Origin of the sequence: Psychromonas arctica (assembly GCF_036697365.1) — a bacterium.
In the GTDB taxonomy this organism is placed as follows: domain Bacteria; phylum Pseudomonadota; class Gammaproteobacteria; order Enterobacterales; family Psychromonadaceae; genus Psychromonas; species Psychromonas arctica_A.
In genome coordinates this window covers 19743-44689 of record NZ_JBAHZA010000002.1, presented here as the reverse complement: position 1 = coordinate 44689, position 24947 = coordinate 19743, and the positions used below count along the sequence as shown (strand labels likewise).

Sequence of the window (24947 nt, the reverse complement as noted above, 5' to 3'; positions counted from 1 at the left end):
AATAATCTTCCATCTATTTATCATTGATACTTACGAATAAATATCTTTATTTAATATTTCATTCCTGAGAATGGATCACATTTGCGTACTCGGAGTGTTATCGCTGACACTGTTTAAAGCATCTTGCTGGTTACTTTTGCGATTACGATAAGTAAATATCACCTTGATAACGATTGTCGCGATAGGTAATAAGCCAATTAAAACATTGTGTGTTGTTAAGTAAGTAATTAGAGATATAGGTCCGGTTACTACGTAGAATAACCTCTCACGAGTACTTAATTTACTGCCAATAGCTCCATAAATAACACCTGACGTTAATATAGCGGCACATAGATATACAATTAATCCAAGTACAGCTTCTGCAGTAATATTGGCAGGATCTAAAATGCTTGGAATTGATACAAATACAAAAGGTACTAGTAATGCACAGCTCCCCAATTTAGCGGCTTCAATAGCACTTCGCATAAAGCTTCCCCCAGAGATCCTAACCGCAACTAAAATACCAACTGCAACAGGCGGAGTTAGCGCAGAAAAGATCGCAAAGTAAAAACCATACATATTTGCAGCCATAGGTGACAAGCCAGCATCAATCAGCCCCGGTACTACCACGATGGCAATTAATGCATAGGCAGCTGGAGTTGGTAAGCCCATTCCAATAATTAATGAAACCAACATGCCTACAATCAACGCCATGATCATATTTCCATCAGTAAACACTGAAATAAGATGACCAGCTGATACACCTAATCCGGTTGTTGTTAAGGTTTGAACGACTAAGCCAATTGCTGCTAATACAACGGTTAATTGCACTGCTGTCTCAAGACCTGTCTGACAGCCTTTTAATAACTCTTTTAAATTAGGGCGATATTGAGCGGGACGGACAAAAGAGAGTAAAACAACCAATAAGCCTCCCCAAAAACCAGCCATTGCGGGTGAATAACGCAGCATCAGTAATACAATCAATACCGCGAACGACAAGATAAATGAAGGCAAAGTCCATTTTATTTTTTGCCAATCTATTTTACATTGCTTCAAAATTTGACGAGATTGACGACCTATTAAACAGTAAAGCGCAATACCAACGGCACACATGTAAAGTAAACCGGGAATAAAGCCTGCAATTACAACTTCAATGTATGAAACGCCAAGTATTACAGCCATTAAAAAGGCTCCTAAGCCCATAATCGGTGGTAACAACTGACTACCCGTTGATGAAATAACTTCAATTGCTCCTGCTTCATCTGCAGTAAATCCATTCTTTTTCATTGTAGGGATGGTCATTACGCCAGACAGTGCAATATTACTGATAGCCTGACCTGTCACCATACCAATCAATGTACTGGCAACTACTGCTGAATAAGCAACACCTCCTTTCACCAGCAGACCAATTGCTTGGCCCAATTCACCAAACGTATCGATGACACGCGTGCCATGCAGTAAACCGCCGTAAACTAATAATAAAAAGATCATATCTGCAGACAATGGCATATAGCTCAACACACCACGAGGTCCACCAATACCTCCCAGAAAACTAATTGCTACATTCAATGGTTGATGACGTGACGTTAAAGGCTCTGGTAATAAATGCCCAAAAGTCATGTATGCAGCGCCCAATAAGCAGATAACCGCGATGGTCGCTCCCCACATTCTCCATGTAACCAAAATAACAGCAGTGATAAAGCATGCACCTGCAATCAAAGCTTCTGATTCAACAAAAGGCTGAGTGACCTCTAAGATTTCAGAGTTTGTGTACAGGTAAACACCTGCACCTATTGCTAGCACTAAACTTACGATAGAGGTGAGAACATCGATACTTCGTGACAAAGATGATTTACCAGAAGAACGATTACCTATTATCAATAAAGCTCCTAAAACCAAAACAGCTGTCAGGTGCATGGTATAATGCTTCATTGACCCGTGAACACTCACCCAAAGGGTTAACATATGGTAAGCAAAGAGACTTCCCCCTACTAACCATAACAACCAGTGACTAAGTGATATCATTTTTGACTTACTTTCTAACATATTTAATCCTTTGTTTTATTGAAAATAGCTTTAAAACATTAAGCTTTACTTAATCAATAAGACCGAATTCTTTATAAGCTCGAAGTGCGCCAGGATGGATATTCTCTTTACCAATTTTGGCAACAGTTGAAATCGTTTCTTTATCCCAAATTTTTGCTATGGCACTGTATTTACCAAGTTCAATACCAGACTTTAACCATAGCTTAGTCATTTCATAAGCATCTTCTTCAGGAAACGATTTATGCACAGTTAATAACGTGTAATTACCAAAGCTTGTAACAGGTTCAGGTTGGTGAGCGACTGTGTTAGCTGGTAAAACTTGGATACTGAAAGGAGCACCAGTTTTATCGATGTATGATTGGATATCCGCTTTATCAATATCGATAAAGGCATAGTCTCGACCTGAGCTTTCCAGTGTTTTAAATGCGCCGGCTTGTAACGTGAAGCTAAAGTCGTGATTACTGTGAGTAGCTAAAGTACCGATATCAGCTTTATTATCTAAAAGAGCATTAATATTTTGCGCTGGGCCTAAGGCATCAAAGGATTTAAGTTTTTTTGTCATTCCCCAACCGTCAAGCATCATACGTTGGTGCATGCCCCACTCATTTTGAGTTAATAACCCCACAGCAACGCGTTTACCAACGAAATCATCTTTGCTTTTAATTGACGGATCGAGCGTAACAAACATATTACTCGTACGACTCATCACACCCAATGCGCGAAAATCTTTCACTGCCTCCATCGGTTTAGGAAAGAAAGGAGCAATCCCTTCTTTTGCAGCCCACTCAACCACTTCACCCGACCCTATAATCGTATTTTCCCAAAGGTGTGGTGAAGAGGCTAAATAACGTACATTGTAAGTAAACCCAGGCGTTTCAACAGCAACTGGGGCTATTTTATCAGTGTAATCACTTGCATAGTTTTGCATGGTTGCCCAAGCTAAATAAGGACCTGAGCCAGAAGGAGATATTAATATATCGACTTTTTTAGGGTCTGCCGCAGCAGAAAATGAGGTTGAAAGTAAACATATTGCAGAGATGCTTAAAGCTAAAGTGTTTTTTATAAACTTTTTCATAGTGTTGCTCCTTGACGTTATAAAGACATTCCCTAGTCGATTTTTAATAAAAATAGTTAACGACTAAACAAAAGTTAAAATTAGTCTAAGAGCAACGCTTCCAAGTGTATAGCATGTTATTCATTACAACTAACAAGGAAAAAACTATGAATGAAATAGCGCACTAGTTAAGTGCGATATCTTTTATTTTTGCAATATTATGATGCGTTTTTATGATGAAATTACTCGAAAATAGACGCAAACCAATGATTTTTTCAAAACATATAAAAACCTATATGAAAAATCATTTTTTTAAAAAGCAATAATTCGATGGCATTAATTAACTTATTTCGCTCCAACCTTTGCTATTTTTTATAAGTATTAACGTCATAGCATTAATCATTTTGAGGTTTAACAACTCCAGTCCCTCTAATTTGCTAGTTCAATGTGCGAAATATAAAAACATTGAATTCAACGTAACTAATGAGTCATTATAAAATTTATAAAAGTCATTCATTAATTAAATCAATCAATCATTTCACGTTTAACTCTTATGTTTTATAGCTAAAATTATTACAATAAATGACAACAACAAATGACACATAAGGACTTTAAAATGGGATACAGTGACTTCGCGAATATTCTTTCTACAAAAACAACATATAAGCCGGTAGAAACTTTTGCACGAGAGCACGGCATTAACTTAGAGGAATTAAAAGCAACGACTGCCGCTGTTTTGAAAGAAAGTGGAAAAGTACCAGCAGTTAAACATGTGAATGCTTATTTTGGATTAGGTCGACCTTTGCCACTATTATCAACGAAAAACTATGTTGAACAAATTGAGCTATCTATTAACGAAATGGAATAATGGGGAAATAAAAAGCAAAGCCAGTTATTGCAACTAACCCGTAGATATACGAAAAGGTCTTAGTGTACCTGACATTTTACTCGGTATTTTTAATAAATCAGCATGCTGTTTGTAGTACTGCGTTCAAAATTGGTACATGGCTAATAAAGGATGCCAAATTAATTTCGAACGCATGACTTCTTCAGTATTGAAATGAGTGTTTGTACACCAACTTCTCCTTGATACGTGTTAATTGTAAGCGTTTCTTTCTTCAATTAGATCACTATGGTACTCAACAAATTCAACCTCAAATCCATTTGGATCTAAATAGTATAGATTTGAACGATGAGGATCCTCTGCCCCATCTTTAGCTTGTTTATAACCTGCATCTAATAAGCGCCCTTGTACCGCTTTCAAATTAACGACAACAAACGCAAAATGTGCCAGCCCGACTTGATGACCACTTAAATCTCGATTGCTTCCTTCGCCATCATCGCAAAAAGTAAGATATTGATGGTTATCACCAAAGTGTAGCCATTTTCGCTGCTTTCCATACCAAGTTTGTTCTCCTTGCCCTCTAATTTTCCAGTTAGGAAATGCAGCCTGATAAAATGCCAATGTTGTTTCAAAGTTTTTAACCGTCAAATTCAAATGCTCTAAATACATTATTTTCTCCATAAATATTAAATGAAGCATGACTATAAGTGCTCAACCTAACTTGAGGTCAAGCGTTAATTGCTATAACTTTATGTAATGAGAAACACCCTGAACATATATCACCATAGATTTTACACAGAGAATTAAATTAAAACGCCAATAGATGGGTAAAGAGAAGAATCAAAATGGATAAAAAAATAGGACATGGAAACTTATTAACCGTAGGCGCTGTTGCAAAGCGCTGTGGAGTAAAAGTATCAACGCTGCATTTTTACGAAAATAAAGAATTGATCAACAGTACACGTAATAGTGCAAATCAGCGTCTTTATAATAAACAAGTTTTACGTCGAGTATCATTAATTAAAGCAGCACAAAAGATGGGAATTACCTTAGCAGAAATTAAGGAACAGCTGGATACATTAAATGGTAAAACGTCACCCAGCCAAGAAGACTGGCAACGATTATCAATGCATTGGAAAGAAAGTTTAGACCAACGTATTCATAAAATGGAAAAACTACGTGACTATTTATCAGGTTGTATTGGCTGCGGTTGTTTATCAATGCAAGCTTGCCCGCTTTACAATGAGAATGATAAACTAGCTAGTAAAGGTAGCGGAGCAGTTTTAATTGAAGGCTCAAATAAGGATTAAACGACGATAAAAAGCTAAACTTTAAAAATTTAGTTAACTCACTACTTACCGTTGATAATGAAAAGATACAACATAAATGATTGTGCTGTAAAAGATAACAAAATCATTTACAGCACTTATTTTAACGTTTTTTCGCTTCCCACGTTGAAGGATTTATTTCACCATTTTCATAGATAGGTAGTTTTAAAGGTGCATCATCGGGCAAGAATTGAGCCCAAGTCCTATTTAGACCACACACTCCATACTCTCTTACTTTTTTAACTTCATCACTATTAATAACATCCGTTAAAATAAAGTCAGAAACACCGGGTGATTTAGCCCTAATATTACCTTCTGGGTCAATAATGATACTTTCACCGGTACCCGCTGGAGCTGCCGCATTGACACTCGCAATATAGACTTGATTTGTTATTGCTTGCGCCTGCAACAAGATCAATTCTTTACTGCGGTCACAAGTAGAGGTTTGGACTAAATTAATAATTAAGTCAGCCCCCATCCATGACAATTGACGTACCACTTCAGGGAACCAAATATCATAACAAACACAAATACCGACTCGACCAAAACCAGGAATATCGAACACATTTAACTCTTTACCCGGTGTAAAAGGTTCATAAGGACGCCATGGAAAACATTTACGATAGCTAGTAACTAACTCCCCTTCCGGTGAGTAAACAACAGCCGTACAATAAATATCATCACCTTCACCTTTCTCAATCACTGTGCCAGGAATTAACCAAATATCGTTTTCTTTTGCTATTTTGGCAAGTCGCTGTCCTCTCGGTCCATCTAATGGTTCAGCTGCATCGTAATACATTTTTTTGCGTTCAGCTCGTGTTCCTTCAGCTCGACATAAATGTATTTCAGGACAGATAATCATTCTTGTTTTTTCGAAGTCAGACTTCAATTCTTTAATTTCAGCTTCAAATTCATCTAAGCTTTCAACTGTTGGAAGACGAGATGGAGCTTGCATTAATAATATTGGTAAATGGTGGAGCATATTTATGATTCCTCAAAATGAAGAGCAGGTGTTGGTTTGGTAAACCCTTTTGTTAAATACACTAAATAAAGAACACCTATTCCGAGCCAAATTGCCCCCACAGTTAAAGCATTAAGGTCTAATTTAGTCATTAGGTAAAATGTAACAAAAGTACCAATTGCCGGAAAAACTAAGTTAAGTATTGTGGAGCCAGTTGCAATGCCTTGTTTTTTATCTTTTACATAAGTAAAAATAACAGACATATTAACAAATATAAAAGCAACAAAGGCACCGAAATTGATTAATGAAGCCGCTTGCATAACATCAAAAAATAAAGCCAAGCTTGCAGCTAAAGCAGATAAGATAATACCGCCGATTGGTGTTAAATATTTAGGATGTAAAAAACCAAACACTTTTTTAGATAATACACCATCTCGCCCCATAGCAAATAGTAGTCTTGATACACTTGCTTGTGCCGATAATCCAGACATGAACTGGGCCGTGATCATGGCAGCTAAGAATATTGAAGCAAATATGTTTCCACCAATATTGGCTGCGATTTCAAAGGCCGCTGAGTCTGTATCATTAAAAATAGCACCAGGGTGTACTAACTGTGTCGTATAACCAACGGCCACATAGATAACACCAGCAAAAAGTGTACAAAGCATAATTGCTTTGGGTACTGTTTTTTCTGGTTCAATTGTTTCTTCTGTAAAAGTGGTAATCGCATCGAAACCTAGGAAAGCATAAGCTGCAATACTTGAACCTGCTAAAACAATAGATAAAGTACTAAACTCATTAAAGAACGGCGCTGTACTAAATAAGCTGCTAATACCACCATTCCCGTATACTTCGCCTAACGATAAAACAACAAATATAACCATGGCAGTTAATTGAAATATCATTAATACAGAATTTAATTTGGCAGCTGTTTTAACACCGATATAGTTAATAACGGTTGTTACAATAACAAAACCAATGAGAAATACCCATTGAGGAGTTTCAGGGAATTGAGCGCCCAAATAAGCTGCCCCAATCAGCCAAATAACCATAGGTAAGAAGAAGTAGTCTAATAGAATTGTCCACCCCACCATGAAACCAACTCTGCTATCAATAGCCTTAGTAGCAAAAGTATATGCCGAACCTGCTATCGGGTATTTACGAGCCATAATGCCGTAACTATTTGCAGTAAATAGCATTGCAAAAGTAGTTATTAAAAACGCCATTGGTACAGTACCATTGCTTGCTTCTGCTATTATGCCAAAGGTACCTAACACGATTAATGGTGTCATGTAAGCAAGGCCCATAATAATGAGAGGCCATAACGTTAAAGTCCTCGTTAATTTTAAACTTGTCATTTTATATCTCCATATATTTTAAATTAAAGTATTTCAATAAAATTACACAACGAGAATTTTCTAGTTATCAGTCAATATAGCTTTTCACACATTGATAGCACTTTTCTAAAGGCAACGATCAATGTACTTTAAAGCTTATTTTTCTGTACCTATAGTTATTCAAAACTTAATAGGATATAACTAATAAAATAACCCGAATAATGAAGTTTTATAGTAATTTCACTGTTAAAGGGGGTATATAACCCCAGCGTGGTATACTTTCAAAAAATGCGTTGTGAAGACTTTTTATACAGATAGGAATAGTTTTAATGCCTAATCAAGAACAAGATAAAGCGTTAAGTGAGGTCGTTAGATCACTTGGTAATGCTAATTTTCCAGAAGCGTTAGGACATTTTGTAAAAAAAATAATTGGCTTCGATAACTTAATTATCATCGTCTACCACAAAGACTTTAATCCGGAAGAATTATATCGAGAATATGATGCCCCTACTGTATATGAAAATATGCAAAGTCATTACTTAACAGCGGCTTACTTACTCGATCCTTTTTATCATGCAATTAAAAATGGCATTCAAAAAGGCATACACTGCATTTTTGACTTAGCACCAGATCAATTTAAGCAAACCAGTTATTTTAATGAATATTATCGAGCAACAACATTAGTAGATGAATTTAGTTTATTCGCTAGAATTAATCATGACACAACATTAACAGCCTGTTTTGGTAGGGATAAAACAAGTGGCTTGAAATTCGGTAAAACTGAATTAAAAAAAATAAAATCTTATGAGAATATACTCTCTGCGTTATGTCAGCAGCATTGGCAGCATTACCAACCCAAAGAAGGAAAAGACATTGTTCTGCCGCCAATCAAGCATCGACTAAGAACGAAATTAAAAGATCAACACGAGATATCACTTAGCCCACGTCAAGCTGAGGTTGCCCTTTATATACTTCAAGGACACTCCTCTTTGTCAATATCTCTCAATCTCAATATTAGTAAAGAAACAGTAAAGGTCTTCCGCAAACAACTGTATTCAAAATGTAACATCAGCTCACAAGCAGAACTTTTTGCTCTATTAATGCCTATTTTTTCAATGTTGTAGATTAAACTAATCCAATTAACGTGAAATCTATTTCCAAGTTTAAATATTTAATCCTCCCTACCGTTAACTAAGTATAAGAATGAATACGACATTGTAAAATGAACAATTTACAATGAATTTTTTTCACCCTTCCTTCATTAACATTTACATCTAAAACAATAAAAAAAATATAAGCCATTGATAAATAAAACTTTAAGATTATTTAACAATGTTGGCATTAGCTTTGCTGAGTAAGAGATACTTATGCAATAAAGAGGTAACTGTTAAATGAGTAATTCAATACAAACGATCAATCCTTTTACTGAACAAACATTAAACGAGTACAACTTGATGGATCTTCAAGGTGCTGAGAATGCAGTAAATAAGTCAAATGATTGCTTTGCAGAATGGAAACTTGTACCTGTTAAACAGCGTATTAAGCTTGCTAATGCATTAGCTGAAGTCATCGAAAAAAATCGTGATGAATTAGTACAATTGATGGTCAGTGAAATGGGTAAGGTAAAATCACAAGGTGAAAGTGAAGTAACACTTTGTGCGAATATTTGTAAGTATACAGTCAACATTGCTGAACAAGCATTAGCAAATGAAACTCGCGAATATGAAGGTGGGAAAGCAATTATAAGTTATCAACCAATTGGTGTAATTTTAGGTATCCAACCTTGGAATTTCCCACTCTATCAAGTGATTAGATATAGCATAACGAATTTAATTGCTGGTAATACAACTGTAATGAAACATGCTTCAAATGTGTTTGGTATGGCAGAAAAAATCCAGTCACTTTATGAAGAAGCAGGCTTTCCGAAAAATGCTTATCAGTCATTATTAATAGATGGTAAAACAGCCAGTGCATTAATTAGTCATCAAGCTATCAAAGGTGTGACTTTTACTGGTAGCGATAAAGTCGGTAAAAAAGTAGCTGAAGAAGCAGCAAAAAGAAGTAAAAAAACAGTTTTAGAATTAGGCAGTAATGATGCATATATTGTTTTAGATGATGCAGATATCCAACTTGCCATTGAAACTTGTGTTTTAGGTCGTGTCGTTAACAATGGCCAAACCTGTGTTTCAGCGAAACGATTTATAGTGACTGAATCAAATTACGATAAATTTAAAGACGGTTTTACAAAAGCAATGTCGCAACTCAAAACGGGTGATCCTGAAGCAGAGGACACTGATATCGGTCCAATGGCTAGGAAAGATTTAAGAGAAAAACTACATCAACAGGTTACAGAGTCTATTGAAAATGGGGCCTCTGTGGTTTGTGGTTGTGAAATACCGGAAGGTAAAGGCTATTTTTATCCTGCTTCTATTTTAGAGAATGTTACGCCAGGTATGCCAGCGTACGATGATGAATTGTTTGGTCCAGTAGCTTCGCTTATCAAGGCTAAAGATAATGAAGATGCAATGCGTATCGCAAATGATTCACGCTATGGTTTAGGCGGTGGTATTTTCTCTAAAGACGAGGATAAAGCGACAGAACTTGCTATTAAACACTTTGATACGGGTATGGTAAATATCAATGGTATCGCTCTATCACAACCAAACCTCCCCTTCGGCGGTGTAAAAAGCAGTGGTTATGGTCGTGAGCATGGTGGGTTTGGAATAAAAGAGTTCGTTAATATCAAGTCCGTAATGGTCGCTAAAAATAGTTAAATTAATAGATTTCAATTTCTATTTATTACTGATTAGATGCTAAATTTTCAGTATATTTAACAGCGTAACAGGCTATTTATTAATATAGCTTGTTACGCATTCCTTAAGACATCCTCAAAGTAATACACCTATCTTTACTTAATTTTTATTCCCAAGATCAGAGAAATTAACGTACCAATCACTATAGTGATTACCATAGATAACAAAGAGCCAATTAAAACATACTCGGTCATACTTCTATCTCCAGATTTACTTAACTCCCCAAATCTAAATATTGACTTAGCTGCCAATACAAACCCTATCGCAGCGTAACTTCCAACTAGAGTAAAGGTGAGTATTAACACACGTTCTAGATAACCGATCAGTTCACCACCAGCTTCTAATCCATGAGTACTCGTTTTATCAGTACTGCTTGATATTGAGTATGTTCTTAACACATTACCAATGACAATTGATGTTGGTTTAAGGACTAATAAGTAAGCAAAAATAACCATCAAAGCTTCAAAAAATTTTTCATGCTTTAATACGCTTTCAATGGTTACGCCCTTTGACATATAAAAAGCAAACACCATTAACAATAACGCATACGTAAATTGTTGAATGACAAAATGGGATAACCTGCATGCTTTCTCAGCGGTTACCTTACATAGGTCTAAGATGAAATGAGTAACGGTGACAATAACAGCTAAATAAACCGTCGTTGTTAAATTAAAAGCTAATAACCAAGCAGGTAATAATATTGCGATACCATGTAATATTGAATTAAGGTAAAGCTCAGGCGCAGCGAAGCGTTTGGCTCTCTTCGCACTTTCCCAAGATTTAGGTTGAATATAGAATTCGCAGATAATGTGCACCAGCATCAAGGTCAACAAGATTTTAAAAAAATCAATCATATTTGAACTCCATGACTTGCTTAACAAACTTAGTGTTAAGTGCTTTTATTAACGACCAACCTGATGCCTTAAGTGATTTACTTGTTGTAGCTGTCGCTATATCTAGTTCCTGTGCTAACTCACTAATCGTTAGTTCTTTTTTACTTTTAATCATTGGCAACAATACCTCACATTGACGAGCGGTTAACTCTGTTATTTGCTTATCAAGATATTTAAACAGTAATTCAAATTGTTCAGTTAATGTTGGGTACTCACAAGTAAACAATAACCTATCATTTTTTATTTCTTTTAAACCTCTACCTGAAAGTACAAATGCTTCGCCCATCGACTCAGGCAATAGTTCTCTTAAATCCGCATTAGCAGCAATTGCAAAGCTAATACGACTATCAAATGCTTTGCCAAGTGATTTAATACTAAGTCGATAAATAATTGTATATCTCAGTGCATGCTGAATATCATGGATTACAGATTGAAACTCATCACCTCGCACAATACTATGCGCATTTTTACTATTTTCTTCGGTTATCCATGTTTGGATATCTTTTAGATTTACAAGTAACCGCTCATACTCCATCTTTGTTAGCTTAGTTGAATTAACGATATCGCCACTGATGACAGCAATAGGTGTATTAATAGATCCCATAATACCTCTCCCCTTCTAACAACAATCTCATAATTTAGCCCCATTAGGCTAAAAATGCAAATTTAGCCATTTAAGGCTAAAAAGAAAGATAATGGTTTATAAGCACTGTGTTAAAAGTTAACTAGGTGAAATGTATCAATCCTAGATTCGCATAATAAGTGTCATTTAATATCTTTATTTACTAGAAACATGCGTTCATTTATAAGAAATCAAAACTTAATACCTATATGTGAGTAATTGTGTATTACAATATAGATGAGATTGTTTTTTACCCACTATTAAATTATTTGTCTACTAACATGACTCTTATTATTAACTATTAAATTATTAGGCTTGCTTTATGCGTTTCAGATATTCAAATATAAGCTTTATTTCAATACGTCTACGAAAAATAGTTGTCACTGTTGTGTTGACTCTTATGCCAATTAATATAATGGCAGAAAGTAATTCAGGCCCTCTATCATCAAAATCAACAATAGCTTCTAGTATAGATATCAACGCTCAATTAAATGAAGTTAATACCTTACTAAAACAAAAAAAATACGATAAAGCACAGATAATAGTGAGTGTGCTATTCGGGGAAATAAGACAGTTAAAGAAGCCAGAGATAAAGATCGATATCTATACAATGGCGGGAAAGCTCAGCTATAAACAAAAGAGATATAATAAAGCTATTATCCAGTTCGAAAAAGCCATTTCACTTATTACAGAAGATGATGATCAATCAAAAAAACTATTAGCCGCTCTATATCATGAAATTGCCCAGTGTTATAAACACTTGAGAGATATACCAAAGTCTATTGATAATTATCAAAAATCGCTAACTATACAACAACAGAGAAAGGATGAGTTCTTTATTGCAATGGCATTGAAAAATATTGCTATGGCAGAAAACAAACAGAAAAACTTTATTAGCGCCCTTGATCATGCACAAAGAAGCTTAACTATTCTTTCATCTGGTAAGTGGCCGTCACGTCAAGCACAGACATTACTTACAATAGGTATCATTTACCGCAATATAGGCCATTATGAAAAATCACTAGATTATATCCAACAAGCTAAAATAATTTACGAGCAAGAGAATGATGTACAACATTTAGCCGAAGTTGATAACCAAATTGGATTAATTTATACCAATTTACATCAGCTTAATAATGCAAAGTCATTTTACACACAAACAATAGAGTTACCGACCGAAAACGTGAAGCCTGAAACACGTGCGGCTGCATTTCGTGAAATAGGTGTAATTAATTACCACCAAAATAATTTTAAAGAATCTACTAGTAAATTAAAGACAGCAAAAACTATTTATGAAATCGCGAATAAAATATCAAAAACAACGCGGATAGATTTGTTATTAGGACGTAATTATTTAGAGCAAGGTCAACCGACTATCGCGGCAGATTATTTTGAAAATTCATTAGCATTAGCGACTGAGTTTAAACAAATTGACCTGCAAATACAGTCACTTAATTATTTAGGTGAGCTCATGCTAAATAAAGATATTGACCTTGCCATAACACTATTTCAAAAAGCATTAACGCTCTCTTCAACAATCGATGCTAAAGATGAGAAAATGAAAACGCTCCATTGGTTAAAAGAAATTGAAAAGCAAAAAGGAAACTTAGATAAATCCCTTGAATACTCAGAACAAAAATACCAATTATCACACCTCATTCAACAAGAGCATGAAAATTTAGATTTTACTAGAAACCAAGTTATTTTGGCCTCTTATAAATTAGAGATGGAGCTTAAAGATTTACGTAAGAATGCAGAGTTAAACTCATTGAAACTAACACAGCAACAAAATGAATTGTCAATAATGAAGCAGTTACAACAGATTTCAGAACTAGAAATTAAAAAAAATCGCTTTGCTAATTGGCTACTGATCACTCTGCTAACCGTATTTTCAATGTTAGCAATCTATATTCTATACCAGTATAAAAATACCCGTGCAAAAAATAAAAGGCTCGATTATTTAGCTTCAAGAGACCCATTAACCAATTGTTTTAATAGACGAATATTGTACTTACGCTTTAATAAAATGCAGGAAGAACAAGCAAAATTAAAACTCTACTCAGTGGTGCTAGCTGATATAGATTCATTCAAAGCAATTAATGATACTTACGGACATGCGACAGGTGACAAAGTATTGCAAAACGTTGCTAAAATATTACAACAAAGTACTGATGAACATGACACGGTCGCGCGATTTGGTGGTGAAGAGTTCTGCATTTTATTACCTAATTCAAATGAGAAAGAAGCTGAAGAAATAGCAGAAAAAATGCGCGACGAAATTGAAAAAAGTGTCTGTGAATCAATCAAAGTAACCTGTAGCTTTGGTGTTTCCTCGCTAGATAATAAAGTCGAATGTAACTTAACATTAATTGAACGTGCGGATATGGCTTTATATCAATCTAAATATCAAGGTAGGAATCAAGTGTCAATATGGAATCCACAAAGTATACACCCACAAAAAACAACCAATAATGACAACACCTAACGATATAAAAGGGATTAATGTCTAGTAATGTTAAGTTCGATTTTAAACACACAAACAACACTTTCCACTAATCATTTATTGTTTGTGCGATACAAAGTAAATCTGATTTAATTTCGATAAAAGCATCGACAACATCTGGATCAAAGTGGTTTCCTGATCCTTGTTTAATATAACTAAACGTGTCGTCAAAGCTAACCGCTTTTTTATAAATTCGTTTATTAATCAGAGCATCAAATACATCAGCAACCGCCATTACTCTCGCAGAAAGTGGGATAGCGTCTCCTTTTAAACCTAATGGATAACCAGTTCCATCCCATTTTTCATGATGGTAATTAGCAATTTCTATCGCAATGTTAAGGTAGGGATTAGGCCCTAACTTTTTAATTGTTTGCCTTAAGATATCCCCACCTAATGCAGCATGTGTTCTCATGATCACAAGTTCATCAGCAGATAATTTACCAGGTTTGAGTAGGATATGGTCGGGAATACCTACTTTACCTATATCGTGCAATGGAGAAGCAGCAGAGACAAATTTAATATATTCATCATTAATTTGATGCTTATATTTGGGTTTTGTTTGTAACTGTTTAATCAACGCTTGCACATATAATCGAGTCCTGGTTATATGTCCACCTGTTTCAGAGTCTCTTAATTCCGCTACCGTCGCCATAGAATCAATAATAGATAGATTCGCGTTAGCAATAGCACCTTGAACAGTGGCTAACTGCCTTTCTGCGCAATAATATTTTAATGTCGTCATCACAATGAAACTCAATACTAAACTGACGATAGCTATAAATGGAGATAAATATACTTGCGTAATATAAAGCAACATTGCAGGTAGAATGATCAAGGCACAAAGTAATAAACCAGCAGATATATTTAAAGCCATCACACTTTTTTTTATCATTAATAATGCGAGTAATATACCAATCAATAAGATCATGAACGACTCTAGCTCACCAAACCAAATTGGTATCGTTAACACATCATCACTGATTACGTTATCAATTAGCGTTGCATGTAGTTCAACATTAGGAAAAACAGGATCTAAGTAAGTATTAGAAATATCATTCAGTGCAGAGGCTGTAGCGCCAAGTAACACTACTTTTCCTGTAAAGTAGTCAGGTGAAATAGTGCCATTCATTAGATTTAACATTGAAATTGTCTGATAATGTCGCCCTTCCCCTCTAAAGTTTAAAAGCGCATCACCAGATTGATCAACAGGAATATAATTGTTATTTAATTTAATCGATGTGCCTACATGCCCACGATTAACAGTAAATTCACTACCAAAAATAACTGTTAACCCTGCCATAGAAAGACTTGGTATTAATTTATTATTATACATTTTTACGATAGGTATTCGTCTTACTATGCCATCGTTATCGATACTAGGATTGATAAAGCCAGTCGCGGCTGCATGTTGATAAAACTGCTGCAAAGGACAAATGATGCCTTTGTACTGTCTTGAATTAAAATTCCTTAAGCTTTTTTCGAGGGTGTCTTCAGTAGTTTTTTGATAGTTTTTTTGTTCAACATAACTATTAATACATTGTTTTTGCTGTTGTACTTCATACTGAGAAAGTAACGAAGAGAGAATAACAGGTGTGCCATCAATAACTTGTGAAAAATAAGCATCATAATCTTTTAATACATGAGGCACAGATGATAAATCTAGGTCGATTGCAAATTGTGTTGCAAAGAGTTGTTGAATGTTGGCTAGAGATGAACGATCTTTCTCGGTTAATAATATATCGATTAAAATAGAAGAAGGTTTACCTTCAATAACACTACGCAGTGCCTCAGCTAGTTGAAAACGAGGCCATGGCCATTGGCCGATAGCCTCTATGCTTTGGTCATCAATATCAATAATGATGATGCTTTTATTAGGCTCTGATTGAGGATAATAACTGTTATAAAAATCGTAAACTTTCCAATCTAATGTTCTCTCATTTATCGGCGTTGAAAATGCATAGTATGCAAACCAAATAGTAATAATAAAACCAACTAATGAAGGTAAGTATTTAGTTCGCTGACTAAAAACAACATTTGAGTCATTTATCATCGATATGGCATCACCAAATTTCAACTTCTACACGTCTATTTTGCGGTTCAATCTCTTTATCTGATTTAATCAGTGGATCATTTTCACCATATGAATCGATTCTATACTCGGCACCTTTAATATTTTTAGATTGTAATAATTTAGCGACAGAATTTGCTCTTTCAGTAGAAAGCCTCAAATTGTATTCAGTACTTCCGGCTGCATCTGAATGACCAATTATATTCAAAATAGGCGCTTCTCTTGTTTTAGCAGCTTCAATAATAGTCGATATTAATAATTTAGATTCATTGAGTAAAACTGCCCCGTTGTTTTCAAAATAAAGTAGGAACTTGTCTGGTTTTTTAGGTTGAATGGCAAATAAGGTAGCATGTTGTAACTTTATTTTTTCTAAGTCGACTTGTTCAGGTGTTGTCGGTGTATCTACATCAGAGGTAACGATTACTGCGAAGCCTTGCTCATCTACAACTTGAGACCCTGAGTCATTTAAAACAATAATTTTACTATTTTCTTTATCATCAGGGAGTAGCGTCACTTTGGTTGTCGAAGACTGAGTCGCACTTAAAATCGCTACAAACGTAAAAGTGACCAAAATGAAGATTTCCATATTAATCCACCTCTACTAAAAATTTTGTACCACGCACACCAATCGTTGCTTCGGGTGTTTGTACTTTAATCGACTCAGGTGATAATTCACCCAGTTTGCCTGATGAATAAATTGCACTTCCATTTTGAATCATCACATCAAACAAATAATTTTTTTGTTTAGGAGAAAATAAATAGCGATTAATAATAACTTGAGAACTTGGTCCAATAGATAACTGCGTACCATCAATAAAGACAAGACCAATACTACTATCGTCTTCTGTTTCGATGAGATAGCCTTCATAAAGTTTATCATTAGGTTTAGCGTCAAATATTGTGGAACCAACTTGAATAAATACGTTACCTTGTACGGCTTTTATTGTGCCAATAAAATCTGACTCGGCGAAAGCAGAAGAGCATGACAAAAAAATGGTCAATATTACGTAATAAAAAACTCTAGATACCATACAAATCCCTTTAGCATGATTTATTGAATATGTTTATTTGCAATCACTATATAAATCTATAATAGATAAACAAATTAATAATACAATAACAATAAAATGTAAGTGTGCAGAGGATGGTGTATTTAACTAAATATTAAATAGCTATCTTTATCTTAATATCTACCAGATGAAAATAATATGAAACTTATTACCTGAGTATTGACATGATTTAATGGTTAACAAATTAAGGCTAAACAATGGCTTGTGTAGCCTTGATACATACTATTATAAATAACGTGTTTCTAAATGCTTTTTAAAATGAGCCGCATTTAAGGTTTCACCTGTAGCACGTTTGATTAAATCGTCAGTATTGTGCAATGAAGCTTGTGACCAAATATTATCACTTAACCAATTAAAAATTGGGCTTAGGTCACCGCTTTTAATGGCACCATCAATATCAACAGTTTGCTGCATTGTCGCTTTATATTGTGCGGCATACATCGCGCCTAACGTATAAGATGGGAAGTAACCAAAGGCACCATCAGTCCAGTGAATATCTTGCATACAGCCATTTTGATAATTACCTTCAGTAGTAAGCCCTAATGACGCTTTCATCTTCTCATCCCATAATGCAGGTACATCGCTATGTTCTATCACACCGTTAATTAGATCACGCTCTATTTCATAACGTATGATAACGTGTGCAGGATAAGTCAATTCATCAGCATCAACACGTATGAATCCTTTTTCAACTTGAGTGTAAATCTTATAAAGATTCTCTTCTGCAAAAACTGGATCTTGATGCGCATTAAAGGCATCAGCGGATAGCTTTGATAAGTGAGAAATAAAGGGCTTACTGCGACCAACTTGCATTTCAAAAAACAATGATTGCGACTCATGAACCCCCATAGACCGAGCTTCTCCTACTGGTAAGCCAGCAAAGGCTTTCGGTAAACCTTGTTCGTAGCGTGCATGCCCTGTCTCATGGACAATCCCCATTAAAGCTTGTACGAAGTCTTTCTCATCATAACGAGTCGTAATACGCACATCCGATGGCACACCTCCGCAAAATGGATGAACACTTTGATCCAGTCGCCCATGGTCAAAATCAAATTTCAATAGTTTCATGGTCTCTAAACCCAATGCTTTTTGACTCGCGGTAGAGTAAATACCAGAAGGTTTAATAATCGATTGTGTTTTTTGTTTATCTAGCGCTTTTTCAATTAACTCTGGTAACCAGCTTTTTACATCAGAAAATAAAGTATTTAATGATGCAGAGGTTGTTCCTGGTTCATATTTATCAAGCATTGCATCATAGGGCGTCAAATCAAGTGCTTCACTACGGATATTGGCTTCTTCACGAGAAAGCTTAACCACCTCTTTCCAGTTTTTTTCAAAACCTTTCCAGTCATTGGCTGGTCGTTGCGAGCGCCATGCATGTTCACATTTAGAACCCGCGATAGACTGAGCCTGCACTAAGTCTTCAGGTACAATCGTTGCCTGTTGCCATTGTCGTTTCATTTCACGCAAGCTAGATTGTTGCTCACCGTTTAAAAGCTCTTGTTGAGCTTTATCAAACCATTCGCCAAGTTGTTGTTGTGTTGATAAACGATGAACATGTACAGATAATTCAGCCATTGCTTGAGAACGCGCTTCGTTCCCTCCTGCAGGCATATTAGCGGCTGCATCCCACCCCAACATAGATTGAGCATGATTGAAGTGATTTATTGTTTGATAATGAGCGGTTAACTTGTCGTAATTTGACATAATATCTGTGCTTCCTGTGGTGTTAGCTTATTCTATACATCTTATTACGAACTCAGTAATAGGAACAATAGCGAATAAATATTTTATATGAAGTGAAAAAGCTGGTTATCCGTACAGATAAAGTTATAAGCTTTAACGCTTAATTCATAAATTTTTTTATGTATTCGGGTGATTTCTTAATAATTAAAACTTAGACAGCGAACTAAATACCTCTTAGTGGTTGTTTTTTATAAAACAATGCTTTCATTCATTGATAATCAAATAAATATAAAATATCATATTTAATATAAAAAGTTATGAATGCAATAGTGTTGTTGATTAAGGATTATCATGAGAATAATTAAGCTATTATTAGTTACAAGCTGTGTTACACCACTTCTAGTAATTGATACCGTTCAATCTGCGATCAATGAACGATGCACTACAGTAGAAATAAACCAAGTTTACTATCATGATCATTCATCTACAGAACACTCAGAAACACTTTCACAGCTATATGATAAGCAGGTAACGGCATTAAATGCATTTGCCATAAAAGAAGGATTGGATAATCTTAGTATCATTTCTGAAACAGAGGATTCGAAGAGTAAAGATATCCCTGATAAATTAGAAATGAATGTTTCAATGACATTTGAGAGAGGCAATTACGATAATATTATTGATAAAATCAATACAGAACTAAATCCTGATAGTTTTTCTTATTCTTCACTTATCTTAAAAAATACGCTTTGTAAGACTTAGCATTACTTTAATACCTCTGATATTTAACAAAATATATTTTTTAATTTTATTGGACGAAGAAATCAATGAAAAATTCTAAAAGTTTGTGCATTACGTTATTAACACTCCCACTATTATTTGATACGGCTAAAGCGGATAGTGATGAAAGATGTTCAACAACCAAGATAAATCAAATTAATTATTATCAAGTATTTAGTATTGATAGAGATGATAGCATCACTAATTTGTACAAAAAACAGATAGATAGTTTAAAAGAGTTCGCAAAAAAAAACGATCTAAAGCAATTTGAGATTATGAGTGAAGATATCAATATATCCGCTACAAGCTACATTCCTGATAAATTAGAAGTTAATTTCTCAGCAACATTTCAAAGTCAATATGATGAAAGTCTATTAGATAAAATTAATGCAGTATTTGCCCCTCAAAGCTTTTCTTTCTCTGTTAGTGAGAAGCAACAATGTACAAATGAATAATTTATAGAAAATGTTTAAATAATAATTAAGCATATATATTTAATTCCATGACAATCATAAGGTCCTCAGTTAAAAGCATAAATTTAGCCTTTAATGATTTATTTATTGATTATTTATGGGATTCCCCCAACTAAGTTTTAAAAATACAGATTTTATGAAGTAAGCTAATTTGTTCACTAGTCTGATGGTGTTGATGATTTTTAGATAGAATTTCGATGAAGACTTCATTAGCTACCAAACCTCATCCTACTTCAAATTAAGATTATCTTTTAATTTTATACCAATTCCATTAATTTTGTTATCCAATAAAGCACTCATTAAAGGTGCTGAATATGAATCAAGAATTATCCAAAATGATTAGCTCAACCTCAGATGCGAGATTAAAACTTCGGTTATTAGCTGTATCTCACTTTCTCGATGGTAAAAATAGAACTCAAATATCTGAATACTTAAAAGTAAGTCGGACTAGTGTAAATAGCTGGATACAAACCTATTTAACACAGGGAATTTCAGGGTTAAAAGAGAAAAAGCATACCGGGCGCCCAAAAGGCTTAAGCGAAAACCAACTGTCTCAACTGAAAGAGTTTGTTATTTCTTCGGTTGTAAAGCCAGACGGTGGCAGACTCCAAGGAAAAGATGTCCAGCAGTACATTTTAGTTGAGTTTGGTATCGAGTATAAAAAATCCAATATTTACAACCTATTACACGAATTAAATCTAAGCTGGATAACCACACGTTCAAAGCATCCCAAGCAGTCAATTGAATGTCAGGAAGATTTTAAAAAAATTCCAAATAAAAACGGTCCTTAAAATCCCTGGTCATGTTGCATTAGATCAGGTTAATATCTGGTTTCAAGATGAGGCGCGTTTTGGACAACAAAATACGACAACTAGAATATGAGCTGAAAAAGGAACGAGACCACGGGGAGTACAGCAACAACAATACACTTACGCTTATCTATTTGGTGCTGTTTGCCCAGCAAATGGTAAAGCAGAAGCTATCATTGCTCCTTTTAGTAATATGGAAATAATGAAAGAACATCTAGCACTTATTTCCAAAGCAACGGAAGCGGGTCGCCATGCCGTAGTGATAATGGATAGTGCCAGTTGGCATCAGGAATATTTAGATCAAGCATTTGCTAATCTGAGCATTATTCACATCCCACTTTATTCTCCTGAATTAAATCCAATCGAACAAGTCTGGTCATGGATGAGGCAAAATGAAATTGCTAATCGTGTTTTTAGTGATTATGAAGATATTGAAGAGAAGTGCACTATTGCTTGGAATAACTTTAGAAGTGATATTAATAGAGTCATTTCACTATGCTTAAGATCGCGGATTAATTTGACCAGTTAATTAATGGAATTGGTATAAGACTAATTACTAATTTGTTATTAGTCCGCAATATCAGAGAGCATGTTAAAAAGTAAAGTGAGTTTTTTAATTTATCTAATCATGCGCATTACTAATCATAGAATAGCATTATCGATATCCACTCTTTTGTTGCTGTACCCATCCAACAAAGGTTTTAGCGGCTAGGTTATTCTCTTGGTCTGCAATGTGTAAAAAATAGGCCTTTTCTTCGAACTCCATATAATCAGTAACGCTCACTAATTCACCTTTAGCAATTAACTCTGACACATGCCAATCCCACACTAAAGCAATGCCAGTATCATTAATCGCCGCTTGGATAACAGCAACTTGATCGTCAACCATTAACGCATTGTTAGGTATACGATAAGTTAGCCCAGCTTTATTTGCCCAGGACTGCCAACCTTCCCAGAATGACATCTCTTTTTTAAGCATGATCAGAGGTTGATCGAAGATGCTTTGCAAGTCGATATATCCGCCATGACTTTCTAAAAACTTCGGACTGCATACCAATTGAATACGCTCTGCAAATATTTGCTCGCAATTTTCATTGGCTGTTGCAATCGTCGCGTAATAAAAAGTCACATCATAAAGTTCGCTAGCATCGATATGACGTTCATTACTGATAGTGATATTCAACATAATGTCAGGATGAGCTTGTCTAAATTGTTCTATTTTTGGCAATAACCAAAAGTGCATAAAACATGGGCCCACTTCTAAGTTAAGTGTCACTGTAGTACTGGAATTATCTAATATTTTGGTCTCTTCAGAAAGTATGTCTAACGCTTCTCTTACTCTTTGCAAATATTGGTAACCCTGAGCGGTTAATTGCACACCTTGTTTTGAACGTGTAAATAACTGGATATTTAAAAAAATTTCCAGATTTTTTACCTGTTTACTCACCGCTGTCGTGGTTACACAGAGTTCGTCTGCAGCTTTAGTTAAGCTTCCCAAACGCGCTGCTGACTCAAACACTAATAGGTATCCTGTTGGTGGAATTAACCTAGACTTTATAGACACTTTAACAACCTTCGTTAACTTTAAGTTAAAGATATATTAACTAAATAACGATTTACTAACAAATCTATCTGTCTAGTATCTTCTGAACCTTACAGAAATAAGATTTAAATCAATGATTAAAGTGGAAGAAATCCATCACGACTGGCTAACGTTACCCGATGGTACCCGTTTAGCTTTTCGTGCTTGGCTTCCAGACAATGCCGTCTTACAGCCTGTTCCAGCAATTTTAGAATTTCTGCCCTACCGTAAGAGTGATGGCACTGTCGTCCGTGATGAAATAACCATGGCGCAAACTGCTGCACAAGGTTATGCCTGTGTTCGAGTTGATTTACGTGGCTGTGGTGAGTCTGAAGGTTTCTTTGACGATGAATACTCACCACAAGAGTTACAAGATGGTTGTGATGTTATTGCTTGGATTGCGGCACAAGATTGGTGTGATGGTAATTTAGGTATGGTGGGTATCTCATGGGGTGGATTTAACTCTTTACAAATTGCAGCACTTAAACCGCCCGCTTTAAAAGCCATTATCACCCAATGCTCTACCGATGACCGTTACAATCGAGATATTCACTTTGAAGGTGGTTGTTTATTAAATGACAACATGGGCTGGGCTGCTTTTTTCTGGGCTTACGCACAAGCACGCTCTCCCGATCCTTTATTGATAGAGCAAGATTGGAAAGCCGTATGGTTGGATAGATTGAAGAATATGCCACAATTGGCAACGCCTTGGTTATCGCATCAAACGCGTGATGAGTACTGGCAACATGGCTCAGTCTGTGAAGATTATTCTGCCATTGAACTCCCAGTGTATGCGATGGGTGGCTGGTCAGATGGTTACCGCGATACTGTATTTAATCTGTTATCTCATTTAAGCGGCCCAAGTAAAGGTTTAATCGGTCCTTGGGCACACAAGTACCCTAATATTGCTTTCCCAAACCCGAAAATTGATTATGTTAAAGAATCTGTACGTTGGTGGGATCGCTGGTTAAAACAGATCGATAACAAAATTGATCAAGAACCCGCATTACAATATTACTTACAAGACAGTGTCGCTCCACAAACAGATTATGACTTCCGTGCTGGTACTTGGGTCAGCGAGCCAAACTGGCCATCACCTAATACTCGTTTACAAACATGGCATTTATCAGCACAGGGGTTAAGCACAGAACAACAACAGCCTGACCATTCAGTCTCAATCTGTTCTCCACAAACCACTGGCTTAGAAGGCGGCAGTTTCTGTGTGGGTATTCGAATTGATATGGAACAACCAGGTGATCAGCGTGCTGATGATGCAGGCTCTTTAGTTTTCGATTCCGAAACGCTCAGTGAAGAGATGCCAATTGCAGGTCAAATAGCGGCGCAATTTGCGTTGAGCAGTGATAAACCCCAGGCTAATTTGGTGGTGCGTATTTCTGATGTACATCCAAATGGCGAAGTGACGCGAATTACTTATGGTGTATTGAATTTAACACATCGTGATAGTCATGAAACACCGGAAGCGCTAATCCCTGATCATGAATATGATGTGAGCATTACACTTAATGCAATGGCTTATGTGATCCCTAAAGGTCATAAGTTACGCGTTGCTGTATCTACTGCTTACTGGCCACTGATCTGGCCAAACTCAGAACAAGCGACATTAAGTTTTAATACTCAAAAATGTTCAATCACAGTGCCAGTTAATCGGCACCCTACTATCAGTGAAAACATACCTGCTTATGACAAACCGGTTACTTTTGATGGTAAAGAGCTAGCTCCTTCAGAGAGTAAACGTGTTATTCATAAAGATTACAAAACCGGCATTACTACAATGGAAACGCGTGAAGACTTTGGCCGTCAATTTTATGAATCTGCACAAAGTGATATTCAGTTCATTATGGATCAGCAGCAATCCGTCCATCATAGTGATCCATTAAGCGCAAAAAATGAAATCAAGGTGCAAGTTGATATGGGTAGAGAGGGTTGGAGAACCACTATCAAAGGTCACTATCTAATGACCTGCGATAAAGAAAACTTTTACCTGAAAGTGCAATGGCAAGCTTATCAAGATCAAACCCTGATCTTCAGTAAAGATTTTAACGACACAATAAAACGCAACTTTATATAACTAACTCAAG

Annotated in this window: 20 protein-coding genes and 1 pseudogene; 9 read left to right on the top strand and 12 right to left on the bottom strand. The window is 35.6% G+C overall.

Annotated features, from left to right (window positions below):
* Nucleotides 1-75: 75 nt before the first annotated feature.
* Together V5290_RS02260 and V5290_RS02255 are read right to left on the bottom strand one after the other, a co-directional pair.
* A complete protein-coding gene (locus V5290_RS02260) occupies nt 76-2025 on the bottom strand; it encodes a TRAP transporter fused permease subunit (RefSeq protein WP_333381366.1) in 1950 nt (649 codons plus the stop codon).
* Nucleotides 2026-2074: 49 nt separating this feature from the next.
* On the bottom strand, nt 2075-3100 hold the full coding sequence (locus V5290_RS02255) for a TAXI family TRAP transporter solute-binding subunit (RefSeq protein WP_333381363.1): 1026 nt from the start codon (nt 3098-3100) through the stop codon (nt 2075-2077).
* A 595-nt stretch (nt 3101-3695) separates the two neighbouring features.
* Here V5290_RS02255 and V5290_RS02250 point away from each other — a divergent pair.
* Nucleotides 3696-3947: a hypothetical protein gene (locus tag V5290_RS02250; protein WP_333381360.1), complete on the top strand. Its 252-nt coding sequence runs from the start codon at nt 3696-3698 to the stop codon at nt 3945-3947.
* Between the two features lie 228 nt (nt 3948-4175).
* Here V5290_RS02250 and V5290_RS02245 read toward each other — a convergent pair whose 3' ends face one another.
* Nucleotides 4176-4592: a VOC family protein gene (locus V5290_RS02245; protein ID WP_333381357.1), complete on the bottom strand. Its 417-nt coding sequence runs from the start codon at nt 4590-4592 to the stop codon at nt 4176-4178.
* A gap of 176 nt (nt 4593-4768) precedes the next feature.
* Here V5290_RS02245 and soxR point away from each other — a divergent pair, with 176 nt between their 5' ends.
* Nucleotides 4769-5233: a redox-sensitive transcriptional activator SoxR gene (soxR, locus tag V5290_RS02240; RefSeq protein WP_333381354.1), complete on the top strand. Its 465-nt coding sequence runs from the start codon at nt 4769-4771 to the stop codon at nt 5231-5233.
* 121 nt (nt 5234-5354) lie between these two features.
* Here the strand turns inward: soxR and V5290_RS02235 are convergent, their stop codons facing one another.
* Nucleotides 5355-6233: a carbon-nitrogen hydrolase family protein gene (locus tag V5290_RS02235; RefSeq protein WP_333381351.1), complete on the bottom strand. Its 879-nt coding sequence runs from the start codon at nt 6231-6233 to the stop codon at nt 5355-5357.
* A 2-nt stretch (nt 6234-6235) separates the two neighbouring features.
* Entirely contained in the window at nt 6236-7570 is a 1335-nt protein-coding gene (locus V5290_RS02230; protein WP_333381349.1) for an APC family permease, read from the bottom strand.
* Nucleotides 7571-7878: 308 nt separating this feature from the next.
* Between V5290_RS02230 and V5290_RS02225 the strand changes: the two genes are divergently transcribed.
* Nucleotides 7879-8673: a helix-turn-helix transcriptional regulator gene (locus tag V5290_RS02225; RefSeq protein WP_333381346.1), complete on the top strand. Its 795-nt coding sequence runs from the start codon at nt 7879-7881 to the stop codon at nt 8671-8673.
* A 267-nt stretch (nt 8674-8940) separates the two neighbouring features.
* Entirely contained in the window at nt 8941-10323 is a 1383-nt protein-coding gene (locus tag V5290_RS02220; protein WP_333381345.1) for an NAD-dependent succinate-semialdehyde dehydrogenase, read from the top strand.
* Nucleotides 10324-10457: 134 nt separating this feature from the next.
* Here V5290_RS02220 and V5290_RS02215 read toward each other — a convergent pair whose 3' ends face one another.
* Both V5290_RS02215 and V5290_RS02210 read right to left on the bottom strand, forming a co-directional pair.
* Nucleotides 10458-11216 carry a DUF3307 domain-containing protein gene (locus tag V5290_RS02215; RefSeq protein ID WP_333381343.1) on the bottom strand — a complete coding sequence of 253 codons (759 nt, stop codon included), beginning with the start codon at nt 11214-11216 and terminating at the stop codon, nt 10458-10460.
* Complete coding sequence (locus V5290_RS02210) at nt 11209-11859, bottom strand: hypothetical protein (protein ID WP_333381340.1); 651 nt, start codon at nt 11857-11859, stop codon at nt 11209-11211. The genes V5290_RS02215 and V5290_RS02210 overlap by 8 nt, the downstream gene beginning before the upstream one ends.
* 418 nt (nt 11860-12277) lie before the next feature.
* On the opposite strand from V5290_RS02210, the gene V5290_RS02205 reads away from it, so the two are divergent.
* Nucleotides 12278-14362: a diguanylate cyclase gene (locus V5290_RS02205; RefSeq protein ID WP_333381337.1), complete on the top strand. Its 2085-nt coding sequence runs from the start codon at nt 12278-12280 to the stop codon at nt 14360-14362.
* A 67-nt stretch (nt 14363-14429) separates the two neighbouring features.
* Here the strand turns inward: V5290_RS02205 and V5290_RS02200 are convergent, their stop codons facing one another.
* The 4 genes from V5290_RS02200 to V5290_RS02185 form a co-directional block, all read right to left on the bottom strand.
* Entirely contained in the window at nt 14430-16430 is a 2001-nt protein-coding gene (locus tag V5290_RS02200; protein WP_333381335.1) for a CHASE2 domain-containing protein, read from the bottom strand.
* Nucleotides 16431-16440: 10 nt separating this feature from the next.
* Nucleotides 16441-17034 (bottom strand): OmpA family protein, encoded by a 594-nt coding sequence (locus V5290_RS02195; protein WP_333381333.1) that lies wholly within the window; start codon nt 17032-17034, stop codon nt 16441-16443.
* Nucleotide 17035: 1 nt separating this feature from the next.
* Entirely contained in the window at nt 17036-17479 is a 444-nt protein-coding gene (locus V5290_RS02190; protein WP_333381330.1) for a FecR family protein, read from the bottom strand.
* 264 nt (nt 17480-17743) lie between these two features.
* A complete protein-coding gene (locus V5290_RS02185) occupies nt 17744-19225 on the bottom strand; it encodes a carboxypeptidase M32 (RefSeq protein ID WP_333381327.1) in 1482 nt (493 codons plus the stop codon).
* Nucleotides 19226-19555: 330 nt separating this feature from the next.
* Between V5290_RS02185 and V5290_RS02180 the strand changes: the two genes are divergently transcribed.
* From V5290_RS02180 to V5290_RS02170, 3 genes and pseudogenes are all read left to right on the top strand, one after another.
* Nucleotides 19556-19966 carry a hypothetical protein gene (locus V5290_RS02180; RefSeq protein ID WP_333381326.1) on the top strand — a complete coding sequence of 137 codons (411 nt, stop codon included), beginning with the start codon at nt 19556-19558 and terminating at the stop codon, nt 19964-19966.
* Between the two features lie 65 nt (nt 19967-20031).
* On the top strand, nt 20032-20439 hold the full coding sequence (locus tag V5290_RS02175; protein WP_333381323.1) for a hypothetical protein: 408 nt from the start codon (nt 20032-20034) through the stop codon (nt 20437-20439).
* Between the two features lie 332 nt (nt 20440-20771).
* Nucleotides 20772-21795, top strand: a pseudogene (locus V5290_RS02170) (IS630 family transposase).
* A gap of 126 nt (nt 21796-21921) precedes the next feature.
* Here V5290_RS02170 and V5290_RS02165 read toward each other — a convergent pair.
* On the bottom strand, nt 21922-22830 hold the full coding sequence (locus V5290_RS02165) for a LysR substrate-binding domain-containing protein (RefSeq protein WP_333381320.1): 909 nt from the start codon (nt 22828-22830) through the stop codon (nt 21922-21924).
* 112 nt (nt 22831-22942) lie between these two features.
* Between V5290_RS02165 and V5290_RS02160 the strand changes: the two genes are divergently transcribed.
* Complete coding sequence (locus V5290_RS02160; protein ID WP_333381317.1) at nt 22943-24937, top strand: CocE/NonD family hydrolase; 1995 nt, start codon at nt 22943-22945, stop codon at nt 24935-24937.
* Nucleotides 24938-24947: the final 10 nt, after the last annotated feature.